This window comes from Streptomyces sp. NPDC048361 (assembly GCF_040651795.1).
Classification (GTDB): Bacteria; Actinomycetota; Actinomycetes; order Streptomycetales; family Streptomycetaceae; genus Streptomyces.
Map to the genome: position 1 here is coordinate 131,731 of NZ_JBEZKW010000011.1, position 23,270 is coordinate 155,000.

General features: G+C 72.1%; 23 protein-coding genes and 2 pseudogenes. 9 read left to right on the forward strand and 16 right to left on the reverse strand.

Annotation, left to right across the window (positions count from 1 at the left end; all coding sequences use genetic code 11):
- Nucleotides 1–2 precede the first annotated feature (2 nt).
- The 4 genes and pseudogenes from AB0D31_RS09020 to AB0D31_RS09035 form a co-directional block, all read right to left on the reverse strand.
- The gene (locus AB0D31_RS09020; RefSeq protein WP_362719104.1) at nt 3–1,298 is read right to left on the reverse strand and encodes a DUF692 domain-containing protein; all 1,296 of its coding nucleotides are present in this window, start codon (nt 1,296–1,298) and stop codon (nt 3–5) included.
- Nucleotides 1,299–1,414: 116 nt separating this feature from the next.
- Nucleotides 1,415–2,008: pseudogene (locus tag AB0D31_RS09025) on the reverse strand (DUF4142 domain-containing protein); the annotation flags it as partial.
- A gap of 304 nt (nt 2,009–2,312) precedes the next feature.
- Entirely contained in the window at nt 2,313–2,771 is a 459-nt protein-coding gene (locus tag AB0D31_RS09030; RefSeq protein ID WP_362719165.1) for a MarR family winged helix-turn-helix transcriptional regulator, read from the reverse strand.
- A gap of 250 nt (nt 2,772–3,021) precedes the next feature.
- Entirely contained in the window at nt 3,022–3,786 is a 765-nt protein-coding gene (locus AB0D31_RS09035) for an aminoacyl-tRNA hydrolase (protein WP_362719168.1), read from the reverse strand.
- 139 nt (nt 3,787–3,925) lie between these two features.
- Here AB0D31_RS09035 and AB0D31_RS09040 point away from each other — a divergent pair, with 139 nt between their 5' ends.
- From AB0D31_RS09040 to AB0D31_RS09055, 4 genes and pseudogenes are all read left to right on the forward strand, one after another.
- On the forward strand, nt 3,926–4,603 hold the full coding sequence (locus AB0D31_RS09040; protein WP_362719107.1) for an AIM24 family protein: 678 nt from the start codon (nt 3,926–3,928) through the stop codon (nt 4,601–4,603).
- A pseudogene (locus AB0D31_RS09045) lies at nt 4,600–4,757 on the forward strand (ABC transporter ATP-binding protein); the annotation flags it as partial. The gene AB0D31_RS09040 and the pseudogene AB0D31_RS09045, both read left to right, overlap by 4 nt.
- The gene (locus tag AB0D31_RS09050; RefSeq protein WP_362719173.1) at nt 4,743–4,913 is read left to right on the forward strand and encodes a hypothetical protein; all 171 of its coding nucleotides are present in this window, start codon (nt 4,743–4,745) and stop codon (nt 4,911–4,913) included. The pseudogene AB0D31_RS09045 and the gene AB0D31_RS09050, both read left to right, overlap by 15 nt.
- Before the next feature lie 134 nt (nt 4,914–5,047).
- Nucleotides 5,048–5,257: a hypothetical protein gene (locus AB0D31_RS09055; protein WP_362719171.1), complete on the forward strand. Its 210-nt coding sequence runs from the start codon at nt 5,048–5,050 to the stop codon at nt 5,255–5,257.
- Between the two features lie 18 nt (nt 5,258–5,275).
- Here AB0D31_RS09055 and AB0D31_RS09060 read toward each other — a convergent pair whose 3' ends face one another.
- Nucleotides 5,276–6,157 (reverse strand): polysaccharide deacetylase family protein, encoded by an 882-nt coding sequence (locus tag AB0D31_RS09060; RefSeq protein WP_362719110.1) that lies wholly within the window; start codon nt 6,155–6,157, stop codon nt 5,276–5,278.
- A 381-nt stretch (nt 6,158–6,538) separates the two neighbouring features.
- On the opposite strand from AB0D31_RS09060, the gene AB0D31_RS09065 reads away from it, so the two are divergent.
- Nucleotides 6,539–7,297 (forward strand): hypothetical protein, encoded by a 759-nt coding sequence (locus tag AB0D31_RS09065; RefSeq protein WP_362719113.1) that lies wholly within the window; start codon nt 6,539–6,541, stop codon nt 7,295–7,297.
- Between the two features lie 147 nt (nt 7,298–7,444).
- On the opposite strand, the gene AB0D31_RS09070 is transcribed toward AB0D31_RS09065, so the two are convergent.
- Entirely contained in the window at nt 7,445–7,870 is a 426-nt protein-coding gene (locus AB0D31_RS09070; RefSeq protein ID WP_362719115.1) for an OsmC family protein, read from the reverse strand.
- 66 nt (nt 7,871–7,936) lie between these two features.
- Entirely contained in the window at nt 7,937–9,043 is a 1,107-nt protein-coding gene (gene zapE, locus AB0D31_RS09075; protein WP_362719118.1) for a cell division protein ZapE, read from the reverse strand.
- On the opposite strand from zapE, the gene AB0D31_RS09080 reads away from it, so the two are divergent.
- From AB0D31_RS09080 to msrB, 4 genes are all read left to right on the forward strand, one after another.
- Nucleotides 9,042–9,824, forward strand: coding sequence for a pyrimidine reductase family protein (locus AB0D31_RS09080; protein ID WP_362719121.1), 783 nt, complete (start codon nt 9,042–9,044; stop codon nt 9,822–9,824). The genes zapE and AB0D31_RS09080 overlap by 2 nt on opposite strands.
- A gap of 154 nt (nt 9,825–9,978) precedes the next feature.
- Nucleotides 9,979–10,446: an indole-3-glycerol phosphate synthase gene (locus AB0D31_RS09085; protein WP_362719123.1), complete on the forward strand. Its 468-nt coding sequence runs from the start codon at nt 9,979–9,981 to the stop codon at nt 10,444–10,446.
- A 221-nt stretch (nt 10,447–10,667) separates the two neighbouring features.
- Nucleotides 10,668–12,062 carry a UDP-N-acetylmuramate--L-alanine ligase gene (gene murC / locus AB0D31_RS09090; RefSeq protein WP_362719125.1) on the forward strand — a complete coding sequence of 465 codons (1,395 nt, stop codon included), beginning with the start codon at nt 10,668–10,670 and terminating at the stop codon, nt 12,060–12,062.
- A gap of 63 nt (nt 12,063–12,125) precedes the next feature.
- Nucleotides 12,126–12,533, forward strand: a complete 408-nt coding sequence (gene msrB / locus AB0D31_RS09095; RefSeq protein WP_362719126.1) for a peptide-methionine (R)-S-oxide reductase MsrB — start codon at nt 12,126–12,128, stop codon at nt 12,531–12,533.
- 69 nt (nt 12,534–12,602) lie between these two features.
- Here msrB and AB0D31_RS09100 read toward each other — a convergent pair whose 3' ends face one another.
- The 9 genes from AB0D31_RS09100 to AB0D31_RS09140 all read right to left on the reverse strand — a co-directional run bounded on the left by AB0D31_RS09100 (nt 12,603) and on the right by AB0D31_RS09140 (nt 22,888).
- On the reverse strand, nt 12,603–13,658 hold the full coding sequence (locus AB0D31_RS09100) for a hypothetical protein (RefSeq protein ID WP_362719129.1): 1,056 nt from the start codon (nt 13,656–13,658) through the stop codon (nt 12,603–12,605).
- A gap of 32 nt (nt 13,659–13,690) precedes the next feature.
- The gene (locus AB0D31_RS09105; protein ID WP_362719132.1) at nt 13,691–14,116 is read right to left on the reverse strand and encodes a hypothetical protein; all 426 of its coding nucleotides are present in this window, start codon (nt 14,114–14,116) and stop codon (nt 13,691–13,693) included.
- On the reverse strand, nt 14,113–14,823 hold the full coding sequence (locus tag AB0D31_RS09110; protein ID WP_362719135.1) for a vWA domain-containing protein: 711 nt from the start codon (nt 14,821–14,823) through the stop codon (nt 14,113–14,115). The genes AB0D31_RS09105 and AB0D31_RS09110 overlap by 4 nt, the downstream gene beginning before the upstream one ends.
- Nucleotides 14,824–14,881: 58 nt before the next feature.
- Nucleotides 14,882–16,015 (reverse strand): lipopolysaccharide kinase InaA family protein, encoded by a 1,134-nt coding sequence (locus AB0D31_RS09115; protein ID WP_362719137.1) that lies wholly within the window; start codon nt 16,013–16,015, stop codon nt 14,882–14,884.
- Nucleotides 16,012–17,268 carry a serine/threonine protein phosphatase gene (locus tag AB0D31_RS09120; protein WP_362719139.1) on the reverse strand — a complete coding sequence of 419 codons (1,257 nt, stop codon included), beginning with the start codon at nt 17,266–17,268 and terminating at the stop codon, nt 16,012–16,014. The genes AB0D31_RS09115 and AB0D31_RS09120 overlap by 4 nt, the downstream gene beginning before the upstream one ends.
- The gene (locus AB0D31_RS09125; protein ID WP_362719142.1) at nt 17,268–18,596 is read right to left on the reverse strand and encodes a hypothetical protein; all 1,329 of its coding nucleotides are present in this window, start codon (nt 18,594–18,596) and stop codon (nt 17,268–17,270) included. The genes AB0D31_RS09120 and AB0D31_RS09125 overlap by 1 nt, the downstream gene beginning before the upstream one ends.
- An 89-nt stretch (nt 18,597–18,685) precedes the next feature.
- Entirely contained in the window at nt 18,686–20,908 is a 2,223-nt protein-coding gene (locus AB0D31_RS09130) for a hypothetical protein (protein WP_362719145.1), read from the reverse strand.
- A gap of 473 nt (nt 20,909–21,381) precedes the next feature.
- Nucleotides 21,382–21,780, reverse strand: coding sequence for a hypothetical protein (locus tag AB0D31_RS09135; RefSeq protein ID WP_362719147.1), 399 nt, complete (start codon nt 21,778–21,780; stop codon nt 21,382–21,384).
- A gap of 373 nt (nt 21,781–22,153) precedes the next feature.
- The gene (locus AB0D31_RS09140; protein WP_362719149.1) at nt 22,154–22,888 is read right to left on the reverse strand and encodes a 4'-phosphopantetheinyl transferase superfamily protein; all 735 of its coding nucleotides are present in this window, start codon (nt 22,886–22,888) and stop codon (nt 22,154–22,156) included.
- Between the last annotated feature and the right edge of the window lie 382 nt (nt 22,889–23,270).

A 23,270-nucleotide genomic window follows, 5' to 3' on the forward strand; every position in this document is an offset into this window, starting at 1 on the left:
CCTCAGGCCGCCCGGGTCAGGGTGCGGAGCAGTCGCGCCGCCCGCCCCGGCGGCCTCGCCCCGGCCCGTTCCTTGAACCAGCGCGCCAGTGCCCGGCGGGCGTCCGGATCGGCGGGGCGCCCGGCGTCCAGCAGGAACCGGGCGAAGTCCAGGGCGTCCTGGCGGTACCCGCCGCGCAGGGGGCGGGAGGCGGTGTACGACACGAACGCCTGCCGGTAGCCGTCGCCCAGCAGACGCGGCAGCTCGGGCGCCACCCTGGCCACCACATCGGCACGCTTGGCCACGAGCGCGCGGGCCTGCACCCGCAGCCGCCGCCCGTCGAACCCGGCGGGCACCGGGGTGCCTGCGGTGAGCGAGGAGAGCAGGGCGGTCTGGGCGAGGGCGAGACGCTGGCGCGGTCCGGCGGCGTCCGGGGTGCCCGTCTCGGGGCGCGGGTTTCGGGGCGCCGGGGCCGGCGCTGAGGGGCCCGAGGCAGCCGCTGCCGTGAGCGTGCGGCGGATCGCGTCGAGCTCGCCTGCCAGCTCGGCGGCGGGCGGGAACGCCTCGTCCCGTTCGAGGAGTACGCCGGGTGGTGCGCACCGCGAGGCCAGATCGGCCAGGATGTCGAGGACCGGGCGGGTCACCGGGTGGGCGTGGGTGTCGTGCCATACGCCGTCCCGCTCCACGCCGCCCGCGACATGGACGTACGCGAGGGCGTCGAGCGGCAGCGCGGCCAGGGTCTTCGCGGGGTCCTCGCCACGGTTGACGTGGTTGGTGTGGAGGTTGGCCACGTCGATGAGGAGGCCGACCCCGGTGCGCTCGACGAGCTCCGCCAGGAACTGACCCTCCGTCAACTCCTCATCGGGCCAGCCGATGAGCGCCGCGATGTTCTCCAGGGCGAGCGGCACGGGCAGCGCGTCCTGTGCGGTGCGGACGTTCTCGCACAGCACGCGCAGGGCGTCCCGGGTGCGCGGCACCGGCAGGAGGTGGCCCGCCTCCAGGTGCGGCGACGCGGTCAGCGCGCCGCCCGCGCGCACGAAGGCGATGTGCTCGGTGACGAGCGGGGAGCCGAGCGCCTCGGCCCGGGCCGCGAGGCCGGCCAGGCGCGCCGGGTCCGGCCGTTCGGCGCCGCCGAGGCCGAGCGAGACGCCGTGCGGTACGACGGTGACGCCGCGCTCGCGCAGCCGGAGCAGCGAGTCGGGGAGGTGGCCGGGGCAGAGGTTCTCCGCGACCGCCTCGACCCAGTCGATGCCGGGCAGACCCTCCACCGCCTCGGCGATGTCGGGCCGCCAGCCGATGCCGATGCCCAAGTGCTTCATGGACAGGTCATGGCCCGGGGGTGCCCCGGTGAACCCCGCGCGGGCACGTTCAGAGCTTGATTTGAGGTTGACGGCCTCGGGCGGGGCCCCCGGGCCGGCCGGGCTCAGTTGGACGTGGCCATCGCGTCGAAGTCGACCAGGCCCGTCGCCTCCAGCATCGTCATGTGGTCGAGCACGGTATTGTTGGCGTCGGTCGCCAGATCGCGGATGAGTGAGTTGCGGGTGCTGGCCCGCACCTGGGCGACCAGGAGGAACACCTTGCCGTGCGAGGCGCGGATCAAGTTGGCGAACTTGACCTCGTAGTCGCGCCCCGACGCTGCTGTCAGCTCCTTGAGCCAGCCCTGCTGCTGCGCGCTGGGCTGGGTCGGCAGCACGATGCCGAGCTTCGATGCGACGTCGCGGGCGTGCTGGTCGAGCGCGGCGTGCCCCATGACGAGGTGATCACCGGCGGCCTTGATCGCGGCGCTGGGCGCCCGCTGCTGCGCCTGCTGCCCGGCCGGCCCCTCCCAGAGCCCGGCGAGCCGCACCTTGTTGAGGAAGTCCCGGTCCATCGCGGACAAGGGCCCCCAAGTGGTGGGCGTGGAGGCCGAGTTGAGGTCGGCCTGTGGGGTCGCGGAGCGATCGGCGTACGACCAGACGGGAAAGGCGAGCGCGCCGAGCGTGGCCACGAGCACGGCGATGAGCAGCCCGGTGCCGTTGACGCGGCGCAGGGCGAAACGACTGGAACGAACTATTCCACGCGACAAGATGCCTCCCGGGGTGGCCAGTTGAGAGCGCGTGCGTGCGCCGCTCGGCGGTACGGGGAGATACGTGAGGGATCGCTGATGCGTTCAACGGCACGCGGGCGGCCGAAAGGGGCGCCGGTGGTGCCACCCCTGTCCGCGCCGTGACGGCAGGGGTGGCGCCACCTGGTGGAGGAGCCGTCGCGGGGGGCCGAAAAACCCTGGCCCGCAGCGGCGACTGCCGTGCCCGAGTGGCACGTACGCACTCGCCGTGCGGCCGCCGGCCGTGACCCTAGTGGTGCCAAGCCCGCCCGCCCGTGTTGTGGATGAAACGCTGCAACACCTTGAGGGTGGTCAGGTACTCCTCGTCGGAGATGTCCGCGTGCCGTTCTGTCCGGAGCTCGTCCTGAAGAGCGGCGGCCTTGTCGTAGAACGCCCTGCCCTCGGCCGTGATGGTCAGGCGCCCCTCACCGTCCTCGGTGATCCAGCCCTGGGCGATGACCGTATCGATCTCCGACTCCATGGTGTCCGGGCCGACGTCGAGGTAGTTCCGCAGGAGGCGGGACACTTCGGCACGAGGCTTGACGTCGTCGGCGTTCGCCACCTGCGCGAGGGCCCACCACTGCGGCTGAGTGGTGCCGATCCCCGCGAGGGCGCCCCGCGTGCGGGCGATCACGGCCTTGTCGGCAGCCCAACTCCAGTAGCCGATGGGCTGCTTGATCAGGTCGGTGTCGCGGTGCGAGTACTCCATGGCCAGTATCCCTGTCATCGTCTGATTCGGTTCGACGAGATCGACCGTAGAAACTCAACTGGACTTGAGGTCAAGGGCGCACCGGTCCATCCTCCGAGATCCCTGCTCGCCGCTCACTCGCATGGGACCGCCGGCTGTAGTACTGGGCGGGTGAGAGGCCCTACGGACACGCCCCCCCCGCCCCGGAATGCCGGGCCGGGGCGCGGTGTTGGCCGGACGGCCGACCGGGGCTTCCCAGGGTCGGCCGCCGTCACCCCCGCCGGAGGCGCGTGCGCAGGGCCGGGTGGTCGGCCACCACCGTGCAGGAGCCGGGGGCGATCTCCGTGAACCCCGCGTCACGAACCACCGGCAGCCCGCTGACGGCAAGCTCCCTCCACACGGCCGCCCCCGCCGTCCGTACCGACAGTGCGAAGTCCGCCTCACGCCAAGCCGCGCGCTCCGCGTCCGACAGCTCCCACCACGCGAGCTGCGCCGCATGCCCCGCCTGCGCCATCGCCTTGCCCGCGGACATGCCGAGCTCCGGGTTGAGCCAGAGCACCGGCGCGAGCGGGTCGGGCGCGTCCGGCTCGGACGGGTCGTCAAGGTCGGTCCCGGACACCTGGAGCTTGGCCAGCTCCTTGGGCCAGCCGTCCAGCGGCACGGGCGGGAAGACACGTACCTCCGCGGCCTTCCCGGTGACCGTGATGCCGGGGAGCGCCGACGCCTTGCGCCACTCCGCGCCCCGCGCCCGCCGCACGACCTTGCGGATCCGCGCGTCCTGCCAGTCGCGCATGACCCGCGCCCACTCGCCTTCCTCTTCCCCCTCGCCCAGCGACCGCTCGTCGGCGAGGATCACGAGCACCGCGCGCGCCGCCGTCTCCAGCGCGTCGGTGCGCGCCGGCGGCTCGGCCTTCTCGATGTGCACGACGAGCGGCAGCACGAACTGCGGCGCCCCGTCGCGCGGGGACTCGTCGTGGAAGGGGCTCTCGGAGGCGCCGTCCGCCGTACCGTCCGCGGTGCGGTCCGCCGTACCGATCGCGGGGTTTGCCGCAGGGCCCTCGAACGGGTCTTCGGCAGGGGTGTTCTGGCTGTTCTGGGTGCTCACCCGACCAGTCTGCCAGCCCCCGTCCCGGTGATTCTTGGCGGAATGATTCGTTCCGGGACAGGATGCGCGCATGAAGAGCGACCTTTTCGCCAAAGAGAACATGGCCCAGCCGGCGGCCGCCGCCGGAATGACCCTGGAGAACGCCAAGTCGATCAAGTACGCCGTCAACGGCGAGATGCTCGCGCGCCAGGGCGCGATGATCGCCTACCGCGGCAGCCTGCAGTTCGAGCGCCGGGGCCAGGGCATCGGCGGCATGCTCAAGCGTGCGGTGACCGGCGAGGGTCTGCCCCTGATGGCGGTCAGCGGCCAGGGCGAGGCCTGGTTCGCGCACGAGGCGCAGAACTGCTTCATCGTCGACATCGAGCGCGGCGACGCGCTCACCATCAACGGCCGCAACGTGCTGTGCTTCGACGCCTCGCTCAGCTACGAGATCAAGACCGTCAAGGGTTCCGGCATCGCCGGCGGCGGCCTCTTCAACAGCGTCTTCACCGGCCAGGGCCGCCTCGGCCTCATGTGCGAGGGCAACCCGCTGGTCATCCCGGTCTCGCCGCAGATGCCGGTGTACGTCGACACCGACGCGGTCGTCGGCTGGACCGCCAACCTCCAGACCTCCCTGCACCGCTCCCAGTCCATCGGCTCGATGCTGCGCGGCGGTTCGGGCGAGGCCGTCCAGCTGATGCTCCAGGGCGAGGGGTACGTCATAGTCCGCCCGAGCGAGGCGACGCCGCAGAAGGCCCAGCAGCACTGAGCACCGTACGCGCGCTGCGGGGTGTGGGCCGCCGGTACTCCGTCGGCGGCCCCTGGGTCCTGCGCGCGGTCGACCTCGACCTGCCCGTCGGCGCTGTGGTTCGGTCGAGAGCGCCAACGGCACCGGAAAATCAACCCTGTTGAGGCTCGTCGCCCTGCTCTCCGTGACGGGCTCGGCCGGCCTGCTCGGCCTCGCGGCCACGGCGTACGTGGTCGCCGTGAGCGGTCCGACGAGCGAGGGTCACCGGGTCGCGGTCCCCCGGGCTCCGCACTGGCGGCGGGACTGCTCGCGGCCGCGGTGTGCGTCCTGACCGGCGCGTCGGTCGGCGCCCTGGGCGGCCGCTCGGTGGTGCAGGGCCGTGGCTGGTCCCCCGCCCTCACCGCGCCGGCCGCGCTGCTCGCGACGCCGCTGACCCGGGCCCGCCGTCCGATTAGGCTCGGGGACATGGACGGGACGCAGCCGCAGGACGACGATACGACCTACTGCGCGGCGCGGCCCCCGGGCGCCGCCCCCGCGCCCGGAGCGTACGAGGGCCCCTTCGCCGAGTGCGTCCTGTGCCGCGCGCCGACCGAGTACCCGGAGTCCACCAAGGGCAGCACGCTCTGCCCGGTGTGCGAGTGGCAGGAGGCGCAGCGCACGGCCTGCTCCGGTTAGGGGCGGGGCCTGCTCCTGCTAGTGGTGGGCGGATGCCCCGCGGATCAGGTCGGAGACCTTCACGAAGCGGTAGCCCCGCTTGCGCAGCTCCGGCACGATGCGCTGAAGCGCCGTGTCGGTGACCGGCGCCGCGCTGCGCGTGCAGTGCATGACCACCAGCGACCCGGGCTTGACCCCGGCCAGTACCTGCTCGGCCACGGCGTTGGCGTCCGTGGCGAAGGCGTCCCCGCTGACCACGTCCCACTGGACGCCGGTCATCTTCAGCGGGGCGAGCGCGCGCAGCACCTCGTCGTTGTAGCAGCCGCCGGGGAAGCGGAAGTACGGCACGGCGTTGCGCACCCCGGCCTTCTTGAACTGGGCCGTCGCCTTCTCCACGTCGGTCCGCATCCGGCCCTTCTCGACCACGGGCAGCCCGTAGCAGTCGGACGTGAAGGCGTAGTGGCTGTAGGAGTGGTTGCCGATCTCGAAGTTCGGGTCCGTGCCGATCGTCCGGGCCTCGGCCGGGTACTCTTCGGCCCAGCGTCCTGTCATGAACACCGTGGCCGGCACCTTCAGGCGGCGCAGGTCGGCGATGAGCTCCGGGTTGTCGAAGTGCTCGCCGCCGGCCGCTCGCGGACCCTGGTCGGCGGTCATGTCGGCGTCGAAGGTGAGCGCCACGACCTTCTCGCCCCCGGCAGTGACGGGCGCTCGCTCGAAGACCGGGGTGATGCCGCCGGGGCCGGGGGCCATCGTCGGAGCGCCCTGGCCCACCGCGGGCGCGGCCGCACCGACGCGACCGGGAGCGGACGGAGCGGACGTGTTCGCGCTCTTGGGCGGTGCCGAGGCGGGGTCGGAACCGCACCCCGCGAGCGACGCACCGAGCAGGGCCACCGCGAGCAGCTTTCGCACAGAGATAGTCACGTTCGGAACGTAGCTGGTCATATTGCACTATTTGTTCAGGGTGGCTGCGCCATGCCGGAGATTCCGGCCAATGCCGGACAGAGGGCGGCGGGGGTCTCGGCCCTGGTGGGGTCGGCGCGCGGCGCCCGGTCCGCGCAGGCAGCCCCGCGGCGCGGGGTTCGGCGGGGCGGAACGCGGGGGCGCGGACTACGCTCGATGCGTAGGGAGACCCGATGCGTAGAGGGAAACCCCGATGCGTAGGGAAACCCCGTAGGGAACCCCCGATGCGTAGGAGACCCCGAAGAAGTTCCCCAGGCGGTGAGCCGGGGGAGCGCCGGAGGGGAAGCCCACAAGAACGCGCCCCACGCAGTCAGGGCGCGGTTCACGCCCCCGGGAGGCGCTGTGTCCGGATCTCGTACCGCGGCCGTGTGCTCGACGGTCTGCTCGGTCGCCGCCCTGCTCGCCCTCGCGGGCGCGGCCGGCGCGCACGCGGACGACACCGGCTCCCTCACCGCCCAGCAGATCGCCCAGCGCTCCCGCGCGGCCCTGCTCGGCGCGACCTCCCTGCACATGACGGCCAAGGGCGACCTCGGCACGTCCGGCGCCTCGACCTCGTTCGACCTCACCCTGGACAGGGCGGGGAACTGCCGGGGCTCGGTCAGCCTCGGCCCACAGGGCTCGGTGCAGATCGTGAAGCGGGGCAGCGACGTCTGGCTGAAGCCGGACGCGGCGTTCTGGAAGAACGAGGTACCGGGCCGGGGCGCCGCACTGGCCCAGCTCGTCGGCGACCGCTACCTCAAAGGCACCACCGACGACCCGGTCCTGCGCAACTCCACCGACGTATGCGACCTGGACACCTTCCGGCAGTCCCTCACCGGCGCCACCCAGCAGCCGAACGCCGGACTCATCAAGGGAAAGCCGGCCAAGGTCGACGGCATCGCGGTCATCCCCGTCACCGGCACCCAGCAGGGACGGACCGTCACACTCGACGTGGCCGCGGCGGGCACGCCCTACCCGGTACGGATCACCGTCGCCAAGGCGGGCGCCAAGACCCCCGACGCGACCGTGCGCTTCGACGGCTTCGACAAGCCCGTGCCGACGGCAACTCCGCCCGCCGCCCAGTCCGTCGACATCTCCGGCCTGAACAACCGCGCGACCTGAACCGCGCAACCTGAGCCGAGCGACCCGAACCGCGCGAACGGCACCGGGCGGTACGAACCGGGCGACCTGAACCCGCGCGACCCGAACCGGGCGACCCGAACCGGGCGGTGGCGCGCCACGTGGGGGCGCGCCACCAATGTCCCCGGCTCAGACCAGCTCGGCGCTCAGCGTGATCGTGGTGCCGGACAGCGCCTGGCTCACGGGGCAGTTCTTCTTGGCGTCCTCGGCGGCCGCCTGGAACCCGTCCGCGTCGAGGCCGGGGACCTCGCCGCGCACGGTGAGGTGGATGCCGGTGATGCCCTCGCCGGGCTGGAAGGTGACGTCGGCCTTGGTCTCCAGGCGGGTGGGCGGGTTGCCCGCGCCGGTCAGACCGTGCGAGAGGGCCATCGAGAAGCAGCTGGAGTGGGCGCCCGCGATGAGCTCCTCCGGGCTGGTCTTGCCGTTGGCCTGCTCGGCGCGGGACGGCCAGGAGACCGCCTGCGAGGCGATGCCCGAGGAGTCGAAGGTGACGGTGCCGGAGCCCTTGAGGAGCTCGCCTTCCCAGACCGTGTGCGCCGTGCGCGTGGTGGCCATGATGTTTCCCTTCTGTGGCCGAGGAGGCGGTGGACGGATGCAGCTTCGGCCCCCTCGGCCCCAAACCTACTGCCCCACAAGGCCCTTCGCGTCGCGGGCGAGCGCGGTCAGACGGGAGATCGCCCGGAAGTACTTCTTGCGATAGCCGCCGTTCAGCATCTCGTCGCTGAACAGCCGGTCGAAGGGGACACCGGAGGCGAGCACCGGCACCTCACGGTCGTACAGACGGTCGGCGAGTACCACCAGGCGCAGCGCGGTCGACTGGTCGGGCACCGGCCCCACATCGGTCAGGCAGACCGCCCGCACTCCGTCGGTGAGTGCCCCGTACCGGCTGGGGTGGACGCGCGAGAGGTGGTCCAGGAGCTGCGGGAAGTCGTCGAGGGCGGCGCCTTCGGTGGCGTATGCGGCCTTGGTGACCTGCTCGTCGGAGTACGGCGGCGGTGCGTCGGGCAGCCCGCGGTGGCGGTAGTCCTCGCCGTCGATCCGCAGCGGGCGGAAGTGCGCCGAAAGGCCCTGGATCTCGCGCAGGAAGTCGGCGGCCGCGAACCGGCCCTCGCCGAGCTTGCCGGGCAGCGTGTTGGAGGTCGCCGCGAGCGCCACGCCCTGCTCGACGAGCTTGCGAAGCAGCGAGGAGACGAGGACGGTGTCGCCCGGGTCGTCGAGCTCGAACTCGTCGATGCACAGCAGCCGGTGACCGCTGAGCGTCTGCACGGTCTGCTGGAAGCCGAGGGCGCCGACCAGGTTGGTCAGCTCGACGAAGGTGCCGAAGGCCTTGAGCGCGGGCTCGGCCGAGGTCGCGTGCCACAGGGAGGCGAGCAGGTGGGTCTTGCCGACGCCGTAGCCGCCGTCCAGGTACACCCCGCGCGGCCCGGCCGTCGCAGCCGGCTTCTTCGCGAACCACCGGCGCCTGGCGCCGGAGGCGTGCGCCCCGCCGAGCCCCGCCGCGAAGGAGGAGAGCACGGTGACCGCCTCGGCCTGGCTCGGCTGGTTCGGGTCCGGTACGTACGTCTCGAAGCGGACCGAGTCGAACCGCGGCGGCGGCACCATCTCCGCGACCAGACGGTCGGCCGGAACGTGCGGCGCGCGGGCACAGAGGGACACCGGGGCCGCTTGGGCTATGGGACTGGTCGACACAGTTCCCCACTGTAAGGGGCGTGCCAGACTGCACGGCATGCGACAACTGTTCCCTGTGACCGACCAGACACCGGACGCCGAGGGCACCGAGCCCGGCGCGAGCGCGCAGTGGTCGCTCGACGAACTGGCCGAGGCGTACGCCTACCCGCGCACGGACGGCCCCTGGCTGCGGGCCAACATGGTGTCCTCGCTCGACGGGGCCGGTCAGCACGAGGGCCGCTCGCACCCGCTCTCCTCCGACACGGACATGCGTATCTTCGGCACCCTGCGGGCGCTCGCGGACGTGGTCGTGGTGGGTGCGGAAACGGTACGCCTGGAGGGGTACCGGCCGGCGAAGGCGCGCGCCGAGTTCGCCGAGCGCCGCAAGGCGGCCGGACAGGGCCCCGCGCCGGCGATCGCCGTCGTCACGGCCAGCCTCGACCTCGACTTCTCGCTCCCGCTGTTCACCTCACCGCTCGTCCCCACGGTCCTCCTGACCGGCGCGGCCGCGGACCCCGACCGGATCCGCGAGGCCGAGCGGGCGGGCGCGGAGGTGGTGGTTGCGGGCGACGGGCCGGGCGTCGAGCCGCGCCGTGCGGTGCGGGCTCTGGCCGACCGCGGCCACCTGCGCCTGCTCACCGAGGGCGGGCCCCGGCTGCTCGGCCAGTTCGTGGCCGCGGGCGTCCTGGACGAGCTGTGCCTGACGGTGTCCCCGACGCTGACCGCGGGCGACGCGCAGCGCATCGCGGGAGGGCCGGCGGTGCAGGTCCCGCAGCGGTTCGCACCGACGTCGGTGCTCGAAGACGCCGGGTTCCTCTACACGCGTTACCGTCGGATCTGACAATCGGCGGAATTTGTCGTTCCGGTTAGCTCACGCTGGGCACACTTACCTCACGCACACCCCGTGCGGGCACGGGGAAGGATGGTTTCCGCAGGGGCCGGACCCGCCACCTCATGGTGGCGGCGGCCATGGAGAGAACAGAAGGGCGCCTGTGGTGTTCACGAGCGTATTGATGATCGAGAAGCCCCTGACCTCCGTCGACGTGGAATTCGTCACCACTCTGCACGGCGACGAGCCGGTGTCCTTCGTCGTGCTCATGCAACCCAGGGGCGATCAGGACCGGCTCCTTCGCGCGATCGACGACGTGGCGCTCGGCGAACTCGACGAGGCCGTCCATGAGAACGAGGAACCGGAGGGCAGGGCCGCACAGGGCCCCGCCGAGCTCGCCCTCCAGCACTCGGTGCAGTCGCTGCGCGACGCGGGCAGCAAGGCGGTGGGCCAGGTCGTCGACGACCATCCGCTGGACAAGCTCAAGGGCGTCGTCGACGAGGTGGGCGCCGACGAGGTCATCGTCCTGACCGCCCCGCACTACGTGGAGGAGTTCTTTCACCGCGACTGGGCCTCCCGCGCCCGCCACAAGGTGGGCGTCCCCGTGCTCAAGCTCTTCGCCCACAGCGAGTAGCACCGGCCGCGCCGGGAAAGCGGCCCGGCAGGCGGAAGCCGCACTCGAGGCCGCGAACGGCGCACGAGGCTGCGAACGGCGCACGAGGCCGCGAACGGCACACGAGGCCGCGAACGGCACACGAGGCTGTGAACGGCACACGAGGCCGTGTACGGAGCGGAGCCCCCGGGGGAACTAGGCTGGGGGCTCCTTCTGTACGTCGCACCCCGGGAGAGAACCGCATGGCCTCCGCCATTCCCACCGCCATGGAACGGCCGCACTTCATCGGCATCGGCGGTGCCGGCATGTCGGGCATCGCGAAGATCCTGGCCCAGCGCGGCGCCCAGGTCGCGGGCAGCGACGCGAAGGAGTCCGCCACCGCCGAAGCGCTGCGGGCGCTCGGCGCCACCGTGCACATCGGCCACGCCGCCGGCCACCTCGCCTCCGACGCCACCTGTGTGGTCGTCTCCAGCGCGATCCGCGCCGACAATCCCGAGCTCGCCCGCGCCGCCGAACTGTCCGTGCCCGTCGTGCACCGCTCGGACGCGCTGGCCTCCCTCATGGGCGGCCTGCGCGCCATCGCCGTCGCCGGCACCCACGGCAAGACCACCACCACCTCGATGCTGGCCGTCGCCCTGACCGAGCTGGGCCTCGACCCCTCGTACGCGATCGGCGGCGACCTCGAAGGCCCCGGCACCAACGCCCGGCACGGCGAGGGCGACATCTTCGTGGCCGAGGCCGACGAAAGCGACCGCAGCTTCCAGAAGTACGACCCCGAGGTCGCCATCGTCCTCAACGTCGAGCTCGACCACCACGCCAACTACGCCTCGATGGACGAGATCTACGAGTCCTTCGAGACCTTCGTCGGCAAGGTCACCCCCGGCGGCACCCTGGTGATCTCCGCCGACCAGCAGGGCGCGGTCGAGCTGGCCCGGCGCGTACGCGACCAGGCCGGCCTGAACGTCGTGACGTACGGCGAGGCCGAGGACGCCGGCGTACGCGTCCACAAGATCACCCCTCGCGGCCTCACCTCCGAGGTGACCGTGCTCCTGAACGGCAAGTTCCTGACCTTCACGGTCTCGGTCCCCGGCCGCCACTACGCCCTCAACGCGGTCGCCGCGCTCGCCGCGGGCGTCGCGCTCGGCATCCCGGCGCACAACCTGGCGTCCGCGCTCGGCAAGTACACCGGCGTCAAGCGCCGCCTCCAGCTCAAGGGCGAGGCCAAGGGCGTCCAGGTCATCGACTCCTACGCGCACCACCCCACCGAGATGACCGCGGACCTGGAGGCGATGCGGGGCGCGGCCACCGAATCCCGTCTCCTCGTGGTCTTCCAGCCCCACCTCTTCTCGCGCACCCAGGAGCTCGGCAAGGAGATGGGCGAGGCTCTCGCACTCGCCGACCTCTCCGTCGTCCTCGACATCTACCCGGCCCGCGAGGACCCGGTTCCCGGCGTCACCAGCGAGCTGATCATCGACGCGGCCAAGGCGGCGGGCGCCACGGTCACCGCCGTCCACGACAAGGAGACCGTCCCGGACGTCATCGCGGGAATGGCGGCCCCCGGCGATCTCGTTCTCACCATGGGCGCGGGCGATGTGACGGACCTCGGCCCGGCCATCCTGACCCGCCTGTCGAACTGACCCGCCTGTCGAAGCGAGTCGAACCGACCCGCCTGACGAACTGATCCGAGCGAGGAGCACCCCATGGCGTACGACGTCGAGAAGCCGGACGAGCAGTGGCGCGCGGAGCTGACGCCCGCCGAGTACCAGGTGCTGCGCCAGGCCGGCACGGAGCCCGCCTTCGTCGGTGAGTACACCGACACCAAGACCGAGGGCGTCTACTCCTGCCGCGCCTGCGGGGCCGAACTCTTCACATCCCGCGAGAAGTTCGAGTCCCACTGCGGCTGGCCGAGCTTCTACGACCCTAAGGACAGCGACGCGGTCGAACTCATCGAGGACCGCTCCCACGGCATGGCCCGCACCGAGGTCCGCTGCGTGAAGTGCGGCTCCCACCTCGGCCACGTCTTCGAGGGTGAGGGGTACGCGACCCCGACGGACCAGCGCTACTGCATCAACAGCATCTCGCTGAGGCTGACGCCGACCGAGGGCTGAGCATGCGGCCCCTGCGGAACGGCGCGGCGGCCCGTGTGCGCAAGCGCCCGCCGCGCCGCCGCGCGGGACTCAGGACGGCGCAGGCTCGGGAGTGACCTTCTCCTGGCCGATTCTGCCGCCCGACTCGTAGATGGTCACGACCCCGTCGTGGATGACATAGCGGTACGGAGTGTTCGTGGCTTCGTACCCGCTGTCCGTCTTCTTGGCCCGCATGGCGATGCCCGGCTCGCGGTGGTCGCTGAACTCGCCGAAGTAGTACAGGTCTCCCGCCGTCGTGCGGCACAGGGTGATCTGCTTGTTCTGCGTACGGAACGCCTCGACGAGGCCGGCTCCCTCGCCGCTGGGGAGCGCGTCGGCGATCCGGGAAGGGCAGGGGTGGCCGCTCGCGCTCGCGGACGGCTTCGCCGAGGCGGAGCCGTCGTCGAAGAAGCTCTTGCAGCCGTCGGCGAAGACACCGAGAACGAAGACGAGTCCGATCGCGGAGAGACAGCCCACACATCCGTTGGACCGCTTCGTGCGCGGCACGTACGACGTGCGCGGGGCGACATACGCAGGCGGCGCGGGAGCCGGGGCCGGCGGCGGATGGGCAACGGACGGGCCTGGCGCGCTGGGGGCATATCCGCCGGTGCCGGGCGGCGGGTAGAAGACCCCCTCGGGGTGGGGGCGCGGACGCGTGGGTCCGGTCGGCGGCGGTGGCGAAGCGCGCGGCGTGCGGGGCGCCGACGGAGCGCTCCGCTTCGGTGTGGGCCGCTTGGGCGCGGGGGCTCCGGGGCCCGTCGGCTTGGTGCCGGCGCCCTTCGCCCCGCCGGACGCGGGCGCCTTACGGGGCGCCGGCTTCTTCGTGGCCGCCTTCCAGCCGGTGCCGCACCCGATGCAGGAAAGATCCGAAGTGAGGTTGTTCGTATCGCACTTGGAGCACTTCCAGTCGTGGGACGGCCGCGCCGGAGCCGGGCGTTTGGCGGGGGAGCGCGGAGCCGGGGCGCCGCCGGACGGGCTCTGCTTGCGCGCGGTGCCCGGGCGCGCCGCCGGGGCCGGACGGGCGTTGCCGCAGCCGTCGCAGGACCGGTCGTCGGGTCCGTTCACGTTGTCGCAGTCCGCGCACTGCCAGTTGGCCGAAGCCGCCACCCTCGTTCTGCCTCTCCGTCAGATGCCGTCGACTAGATGTCGTCCGCGTTCACTTGCGCCATGACGAGCTGGAACAGCTCCTCGGACGCCGGAGCCGCCGGGCTGAGCATCCACCCCGCCTCGTGGGGAGAACGCTCGAAATCGGCGGCACCGGCCTCCGCCGCGGGCCGATCGGGAATCGCGTACGCGGTCCACAGCACCCGCATGAACTCCTCGGCGTTCCGGCCCTGTTCGGGCGGCACGTCCACGCGCACCACCACCGGCGCGGGACCGTGCCCCGCGCCCAGCTGGAAACGGAGCACCAGCTGGCAGCCGCCGTCCTGGCCCACGGGGTGGAGTGTGGCTGCGACGCAGCACGCCACCCTGGCGTCGAACACCGCGGCCCCGGCCCAGGCGAATTCCAGCTGCCCCTCGGGGCCGCCGCACTCCAGCCGGAATCCCGGCCAGGCCAGTCTCACAGGCTGTTCGCGATCGTCTCGATGATCTCGTCCATCTCGAACTCCTCAAGACCCTGGCCCGCCTTGGAAGCGAAGTGGAGCGTCAGGTCCCACTCCTCGGCGATGGGGTCGGACCACGGCGCCTCGTCGGGCGCGAACAGGACGAGCCGCTTGGCCGACTGCTCCATGACCGAGGTCTGGCTGCGGGCATACCCCCACTGCTCGAAGAGGTCGTCGATGCTGCGCGGAATACCCGCCGGATACGCCTGGGCGCTCGCACCGGCCGTGCCCAGCGGATGGGCGGGGGCATCCGTGAACATCACGATCACATGGCGCCTGCGGTCGAGGCCGGTCTCCCACGGGGAATTGACGGCCAGCGCGAGGGCCTCCAGGCCGGACTCGGGGATGTCACCGCCGCCGGTCGCGTTGATGCCGCTGAGGAACTGCTCGAAGTCCCGTGCCTGGGACGGCAGATGGAGGAAGTCCGTCTGCTCGATGGCGGTCGAGGGGTCGTCACCGAAGTCACGGAAGGCGATCACCTTGAGCCGCAACTGACTGATGGCTTTGCCCTTCTTGCCCATCACGCCGTCCAGCCGCTCGTGGAACTGGAGCGCGCTCGCCTTCACGGTGTCAAGGACGGGAAACATGCTGCCGGTGGCGTCGATGCAGAGCACGATGTCGACGGCGTACTGCAGATTCCCCTGGTACTGCTCGACATGGTTGGTCACGGGGGTGCGTCTCCTTGCGGTGCGGATGGTGAGGAGCGGGCGGTTCAGCGCGCCGCGGTCACGGCGAGCGGCGGGCGCGATCGCCCAGGTTGATACGGACGCGGGAGGACCGCGGTCCCGGCACGTCGGGCGCCGGCGCGGGGGCGGGCTCCGGAGCCGTGGTGTCCGCCGGCGTGGGCGGCGCGGGCGGCGTCCTGGAGGTGAGGTTGGTGCGGATACGGCTCGTACGTCCTTCGGCCGCCGCAGCCGCAGGACCGGGCCCCTTGGCGGACGCCGCCTTCGGCGCGGACGTGCCCGGGCGGCGGTGCTGCAGTGCGCACACCTTCGGGTCGGAGAGCGCCGCGAGAAACGCGGAGATCCGTGGCCGGCTGCCGGCGTCGCCTGCCGTCATCCGGCGGAGCAGGCCGAGCATCTGGTCGGAGAGCCGCGCGCTGAGGGCCAGCTCGTCGCCGCCGTTCACGGCGTCGGCAGGAGAGCCGAACCTGCTCTCGTAGTAAGGGAGTTCACCCACCAGATACAGATGCGTCATGAGGCCGAGCGCGAAGATGTCGACGGCGCAGGTGAGTTCGCCCGGCGACGCGTCGCGCTGGAGGTAGCGGCGCCACTCCGGGGAGCCGTAGAGGGAATCACCCGAGATGTCCTCGGGCTCCGGCGGGCTCCCCGACACATAGGAGTCGTCGAAGTCGATCAGCTTCGCCGCGTGGAAGGCGGCCCCGTCACGCTTCTGTACCAGCACGTTCAGCGGCTTGAGGTCGCCGTGCACGACGTCGATGTCGTGGAGCTGCTTGAGACTGTTGCCCAGCGTCTTGAGCAGCACCATCTTCTGCCGCGGTTCGAGCGCCTGGGGCTTCTCCAGGGTGGAGGTGTCGATGCGCTCCGTGACCTTGTAGTACGTACTGCCCTCGTGGAAGAAGTCCTTGGCCAGGACGATGTTGCCGCCGCCGCGCGCGTCCGGGCGCAGCCGCTTCATGATCGTGTGATGGCGCTCCTCGAACTCTTGAGCAAGCCTGCGGCGGATCTCCAGGCTCGGGGACTCGCGGGCGTCGTCGCGAGGCCGCTTGGGTTCCAGGAACTGCTTGATGAAGTACGGCGCGCCGTCCTTCTCCGCGAAGGCCCAGATGCATTTCCCGCCATTGGCGTTGGTGGGGTCCGTGACGATGCGGTAGCCGCCGATCGTGTCGCCCTGTTTCACGCGTGCTCCTCGGATGAAGCCGGCAGATAGGTCTCGTAGGCGCCGCGGTAGGCGTGCCAGCTCTGGTCCTGCCAGGCGCGGACGCGGCTGCCCAGCTGCGCCGGGTCCTCCGGCACGTGCGCCCCGCCCTCGACGGCGCGGGGCGACCGGTCAAGAGCACGGGGCCGGTTACGGCCCAGCCGGTCCCTCAGCTCCACGAGGCGCGGCGCGTACAGGTCGCGCAGGGCGGCGAAGCTCTGGTGCCCCAGTGCCACCAGGGCCAGCGAGGCATCGTCCGCCGTGTAGCCCCGCACCTCGCGGCAGACCAGGTCGGCCCACTCCTGCTCGTCCGCCGCCCGTTGCAGGGTTTCGAGCAGCACCGCCTCGAAGTCGCCCGGCGTGTTGACGTAACCGAAGAAACCGTCCGTCGCGGCGACCAGAACGAGGGGCAGGGGGAAGGGAGCGAGGCGCTGCGCGTCGACCACGAACGCCCGGTCCGCGCAGACCAGGTTGGTCATCGGAGGATCGCTGCGCAACAACTCGAGCGCATCGCTCTCGCGCGTGTGGTCGCGGGTGAGCACCTGCAGCCCGTCGCGCGGATGCAGGGTGTAGGCGCGCGAGTCGCCCGCCCACAACGGCTGGAGCTCCACGGACTCGTCGTCCCGCAAGCGGTAGTGCACTCCGGCGAGGGTGGTGGGCAGCTGGCGGCGCATGGTGCCGCCGATCTTGCTGCGCCGTTGCGGCGCCTTGGACAGGAAGTACTCCAGATAGCCGTGCAGGCTCTCGGGTTCGGCCTGTTCGGCGTCGAGGGCCACCTCGCGGAACCAGCAGTCCGTGGCGAGGCGGGCCACCCGCGCGCCGACCCAGGCCCCGGTACGCGGTGAGCCGGCCGGGCTCTGCCAGGCGGGCGCGGAGCCCGCGCCGCCCGAACCGTCGAACACGGCGAGCAGCCCCTGGCGGGTCTCCCAGTGGTGGGCGACGAACGGCTCCGCGTCCTCACCGCGCTCCGGCACCCGCTCGCTCCACACGGTGAACGCGCGCACCCACCCCCGGCCACCGGGAGCCACCCAGGTCCCCGGCGCCACCGGCCGCGGCCAGGGGCCTTCCGGGTCGGCGGGGACCACCCCGCCGGCATCGGGGGCAGCCGTCGGCTGCCGGTCGGGCGCGGGCGCCAACCGGTGCTTTCCCAGCGGCACTTGAGCCCCCGCTGTCGACAAGGGCGACGCGTCGTGGCGCCGGGCGGGCACGGCGTGCCAGGGCTCGTGGTCGCTCATCACCGCTGCCCGTCCTTTCCTGGAGTCCCGCGCTTGGCGGTGCCGCGCACGCGGCTGATACGGGGCGCCGCGGCGGGGGAAGAGCCCCCTTCGGCACGACCGGTGGGCGCCGCGGCCTCGCCGCCCGCGGACGATCGCGGCGGCGCCGCCGCGCTGCCCGAGCGCGGCCCCGAGCCCGCGGAGGGGCCGGAGGCAGCGGGCCAGTGCTCGTCGACGACCCGTGCGCGGCGATCCGCGACGCCGGGCAGCGGTTCGTCCTCGGGCGGCGCCGGGGGACCGGCGGGAGCCGGTGAGGAACCGGAGCGGCTCTCTCTCCGCGGCGACCCGGGCCCGGCCGGGGCCGCCGCCCCGCTCATCCCCGGCCCGCGGTCCGCGCGGGCCCGCCGGGAAGCGCCCTCCTCCCGAAGGACCTCACCCTTGAGCGGCACCCGGTCGTCGTCCGCCGCATCCGTTTCCAGAGCGCGCGCCAGGGTCCCGCGCAGCCGGCCCGAACGGGTCGCCTTCTCGAAGAGGCCGTCGCCCTCGCGCAGAACCTCGTCGAGGACGGCACGTTCGAGCTCGGCCTGCTCGAACGGCTCCCGGTCGGCGTCGCCGCGTTCCAGGACCATGCGCATCACCTCGCGCCGCACCTCCCGCTTCTCGGCCTCGCCCTTTTCGATCCAGGCGAGCGCCGCCCGCGGCCCCTCCCGCTCCATGATCTCCGCGATCAGACCGTCGACGCCCTCCTCGCGGATCATGTCCAGATGGCGCCTGCGCCGCATCCCCGCCAGCCGCGTCTCCCGCTCCACATCGCGGAACTCACGCCCGCTGCCGATGATTTCGTCCTCGTCGACGAGGAGTTCGACCTGGATGTTGCGCAGCCGGATCGCGTCGTCCCCCGTGAAACCCGCGAGCGCCGCGTTCAACGCCTGCTCGGCCTGGTGGAACTCGGCAATGTCGTAGTCGCGGGCCACCGAGCGCAGCGACTTGCGCAGATAGCCGTAGAGCGCGCCGCTCATGTCCCGGATGCCGCGCGAGACGACCTTCGCCGGGTCCGCGACCCGGCACACCAGATCGACCCGGCTGCGGAAGGAGAACGTCGGGTCGCGGCTGAGCAGGGGAATGTCGAGCAGCAGCCGGTGCTCGGCCATGTCGATCGTGTACATGCCGCTGTACGCGCCGAAGCGGGACGAGGGGATCTCCTCACCACTGCGGACCGTCAGGGAGGGCCCGCTGTCCCGCACCAGAACCAGGGCACGGCCGGGGTCGGGCGGCCGCACCGGACTCGTCAGACGCCACTTGGGCAGATCCTCGCTGCGCAGCACCGGATCGTAGGTCTGTGCCTCCACTGTGCTCCTCCCGGCTCGTCCTGTGTGGGGTGTGCTCATGCGGCGCGCTCGATGGGGTGTGCTCATGCGGCGCGCTCGATGGGGTGTGCTCATGCGGCGCGCGCGAGCCGCTGGTGCAGGACCGCCGCGTTCTTCGACGGCCGCTCCCGGCTGCGCTGCCACTTGTCCAGCCACCACAGCAGCCGTTGGCGGTGCGATCCGGGCCTGCGGGCCACCTCGACGAGAAGCGACCCCAAGGCGTCCAGGGAACCCGGGCACCTGTCGCAGTAGGTGTCGATCCACTCGCGCAGGGCTTCCAGCGCGGTCTCCTGGAGCGGGCGGCGCGCCAGCGCCCGCGCCCACAACTCCGCGAGCCGGTCGCCGTGCCGGGGAAGCCCGCTCAGGAGCAGCGGCACGCCGGGTACGCCGCCGACCGGACCGTCCGCCATCCGCTCGTACGGCCGGGTCGCCGCGAAGACGAAGGCGGACAGGGACTTGACGACCATGGGGGAGAGGTCCTGCGGCTCGGACCACTCCAAATAGGCGTCGAGAAGCGCGCCGGTCTGCCCCTGGTGGATGAGGTGGACACCGCCCCAGGCGACCGACGGCAGAGTGCCCCAGTCGTCACCGCGGTCCAGGGCGGCGCGCAGCACGGCGACGGCCCGCTCGGGCGCCTCCCGGCCGAGGATTCCGCCCACGGCGTTCGCCGCCGTCCCGGCGAGCCTGCGCTGCTGCGCCGAACTGCCGCCGCGCGCCCAGCCGTCAAGGAGTTCCCAGACGGCGTCGGACGTCTCGGGGCGGCTCCCGGACACCCCGAGGGCGGTGGCGGCGGCCTGCCGCAGCGGCCAGGAGGCGGCGCCCGCCCAGGAGGTGAGGAAGCGGTGGACGGCGTAGTGGTGATCCGCCGACGCGAGCACTCCGGCGGCGACCGCGGCCCGCGCGCGTACCTCCAGATCGCTGTGGCTCAACAGCTGGCGCATCCACGCGAGGACAGCTTCACGCCACCCGTCGAGACTGGTCCACGCGTACCGCAGGATGACCTGGCCGAGCAGAGCGCTGCGAAAGCGCACCCGTGGTGGCCCGGAGCCGTCGGGGACGAGCCGGATCCACTGCTGCTCGTACCCGACACGGTCCCTGAACCGCAGATCGGGCGCGGCGGGTTCGGGCGGTGTCAGGGAGGCGCAGAGCCTGACCGCCGCCTCCGAGACGGTGAGGTAGCCACTGCCCTCAAGGGTGGCGGACGCCAGCGCGAAGGCCAGTGCCTCCGGCTCGCGGTAGCGGTCGAACCAGGTGCGTACCTGATCGCTCGGGTCGCGCAGCGCCGCCGCCTCGGCAGCCACGTCGCCGCCGGCCCGGATCACGGAGGCGAGCCGCGCGGCGTGCCGGGCCGCGGGCTGCTCCCGCAACGCGCGTGCCGCGCCCGTGGATTCGAGGAGCGCGTGCAACTCCGCCCGCGCCTCCGGGTCCTCCGCATGTCCCAGGACGCGCCGTTCGAGGACGGCCAGCGGGTCGGCGGGCCGCAGGGCGTGCGTGGCGATCGCCGCGCCGCCGGGCCCCCGCAGCACCAGGGTGAGGTCGTGCCCGCCGGTGAGCACCACCAGTCCACCGCCGGCGCGCAACGCGGCCACCACGGACGGCAGTCGGCGCAGGGCGTCGGCGAAGCCCGTCACGCCCGCGGGCCCGTCCTCAAGGCTCACCAGGTACCCAGTGTTCTTCTGCGGCGGCTCCCAGTCGGACTCGAACAGCACCGTCGGGTCGAGCAGCCGGTGGCAGGCCCCGCCGCCGTTCAGCGCGAGAGCTTCCCCGAGCAGATTCACCGCGGTGGCCTCGCGCCCGCTCCCGGGGGCGCCGGTCAGCACGAGCAGCCGTTCCTCGCAGAGGACGCCGAGCGCGTCGCCGTACCCCGTGGGCTGGACGAAAAGGTCGGTGTGGCCGGCGATCTCGGACGGATCCAGCGCGAGCGTCGGCACACCGCGGGGCCCCGGCGCACGGCGCCCGCTGCCCGTGGTGTTGAACCCGCCGCCGAAGCTGACCGTTTCGTTGAACAGCGCGAGCGTGCCGATCCGGGTCCCGGAGGCGTCGTCGTTGAGACGCTGCGCGATGAGGTCGGCGATGGCGCCCGCCCGTAGCGCCTCGGACCGTTCCGCGTCGGCGTCCGACGTGCTCTGGGTCAGGTTGCGCAGGGCATCGGACTCACTGACCGGGCCGTCCTGCTCGGACCTGTCGCTCCGGTGCTCGTCTTCCGGCGCGGGTTTGGCCGCGGAGGCCGCCGGGCCGGGACCCGGGCTCTCAGGGCCGGTCTCCGGCGTTTCCGTCAGGGATTCCTCGCTCATGGCACTCGGTCTTCCGGGCTGAACAGACAGGACAGACAAGACAAACAGGACGGACAAGGGGAACGGCACCGGCAGGTGCCCGTCGACGAACGGGTTGATCAGGAGAAAGGGGATGATCAGGAGATACGGAACGATCGGATGGAAGGCGACGAGCAAGCCGGACCGCGTGGCGACCACACGAGCACTACGGGCACCACGAGCTCCACGGCCACTGCGGGAGGCACTGCGTGGCACAGCGGGCATCAGATGGCCGTGCGACCGGATAGCACCCCCACCGGGGAAGCGTCCTGCCGGTAGCGCGCGAGCGCGGCCGACCGGGCAGAAGGTCTGCGTCCGAAGAGGTCCGCTGAGGCAGCACCCCGCAGCCGACCTCCGGCCGGACGCCCCTTCGATCCTCCAACCGGACGTCCCGCCGAGCCTGCCGACCGTGTCCGGATCGACCGGCGACAGGGACGGCACAGCGCCGCCGACTGTCAGGACACGTTCCAGTCCCCCTGCACTTCGACCTTCTCGTTGAACACCTGTGCGTTCTTGATCAGCGCTGCGGTGACCTGCGGCCCACCGCGCCCCATGGCGGCGGCCGCCTCGTCGACCAGTCGCCGGACATCGGCCTCGAACGCCGGGTCGCGAAGCATGTGCGCGGCGAGAATCCGCTCCAGCTCCTGACGGGACTCCTCATCGTTCGGCGCGCGCGTCACACGGTCGAGAGCGAGCTCCGCAGCGCGGTCCCCTCCGAACCGCGCACGCAGCCGGGCCATGAGTCTGGCCCCGCCACTCCAACCGGACCGCCCGGCCTCTTGCGCGGCGGCCTCAAGGGCCCCCTTGACCACGAGCGCGACGCTCGCAGCCGCGACAGCTGTCACCGGATCCATGGTGCTCCCCCGATCTCCCTCACAGCACGTGAGACCGGCCAAGTTTCCCCTCCCCGCCGCTTGGAAAGGGGGCCTCGCCGAACGTTGGCCGAAACCTGACGGGCCGCGGAAACCTTTCGGTGCCCGGCGCGGCAGGCAGCGCGCAACTCCACTCGCGTCAAAGAAACATGGCCGATTGGCCGGATCCTCGTCCAGCGTGCGTGCGCCGCGGAGTGCCACTGCCTCGACGCGACGTGATGACCCGGCAGATCTTCGGGGTCGCCACCGCTGTCCGGTGGCGCGGATCGGCGACGAGGGGCACCGGGAGCGCGCACACCGGCCCCCTCCCGACCCTCCCCGGGTAAGCGAGAGGGCGGCATCGCAGGCGGAGTCCCTACGCGTGCTCTCGCAGATGGATCTCAGGGTGCCTGCCGTCCGATCCCGCGGGTACGGAGATGGCCGCAGCCCAGGCGTCGGGAACCGCGAGGTCCGTCACCGTCCAGGACCCAGGCGTGCCCGGCACTCCGGCGGCCACGACGACGGGGCCCGCGCTCTCCGGCCGGGTCTCGACAGCCCGGAGATCGGTCGTGATTCCCACGCCGACCGCCTTGAGGACGGCTTCCTTGCGGGTCCAGGAGCGCAGGAAGGCGCGGGTGCGGTCCGGCCCTTCGGGGGCGCCGAGCACGACCCTGCTTTCGGACTCGGTCAGGGCGGACCCCGCCAGCTCCTCGACCGGGAAATCCCGTACGCCCTCGACATCCACCCCCACCGGAACGCGGGCCACGGCGAGCATGCCGCACCCGTTGGTGTGCGAGATGCTGATCCACAACGGCGACTGCGGATAGAGCACGGCGGGCGGGCCGTGGAGTGGATCGCCGCACCCGGGGCAGGGCCTGCGCCCGAGGCCTATCCGCGCCGGAGCCACACCGAGCAGCTCCGAGAGGATCCGCCGGCTCGCGGCGCGCCCCGCGACGAAGCCCACGGCGGTCGGCGGATGCACGATCTTGGCGGCCCTCTCCCGCTCGCCTTCACTGAGCAGGGCCAGGTCGGCCGGATCGGGGGAACTGTCTCCGGTACGCCACCACCAGGCGTGCGCGACAGCGGTGTCGGGTTCGAGGATCAAGGTCACGGTGGCACGCTACAACCCCCGGCAGCGCGGGGTTGACGGTCAAGTTGACTCGAGGTGAGCACAGGCGTAACGTTTCCCGGGTTGCCACAGAGCCGGAATGGTTCTGTGACCGACCGTCCGCCGCAGCTTCTGCGGCCACCCAACTCAGCACGATCCCTCGACGAGGGCTTATTCGGCATGCCGAATTCAATTCTCGTCGAACCGGAAGACTCGATTATGAATCCGCCGGCGAAATCAGCTAGAGTTCGGGACGTCGGAACGGCCTAACAGCCGGGAAGGCAAGCCCCGCTCCGACGGGGAATCGGACACGAAAGAGTCTGATAGAGTCGGAAACACGAAATACCGAAGGGAAGCGCCCGGAGGAAAGCCCGAGAGGGTGAGT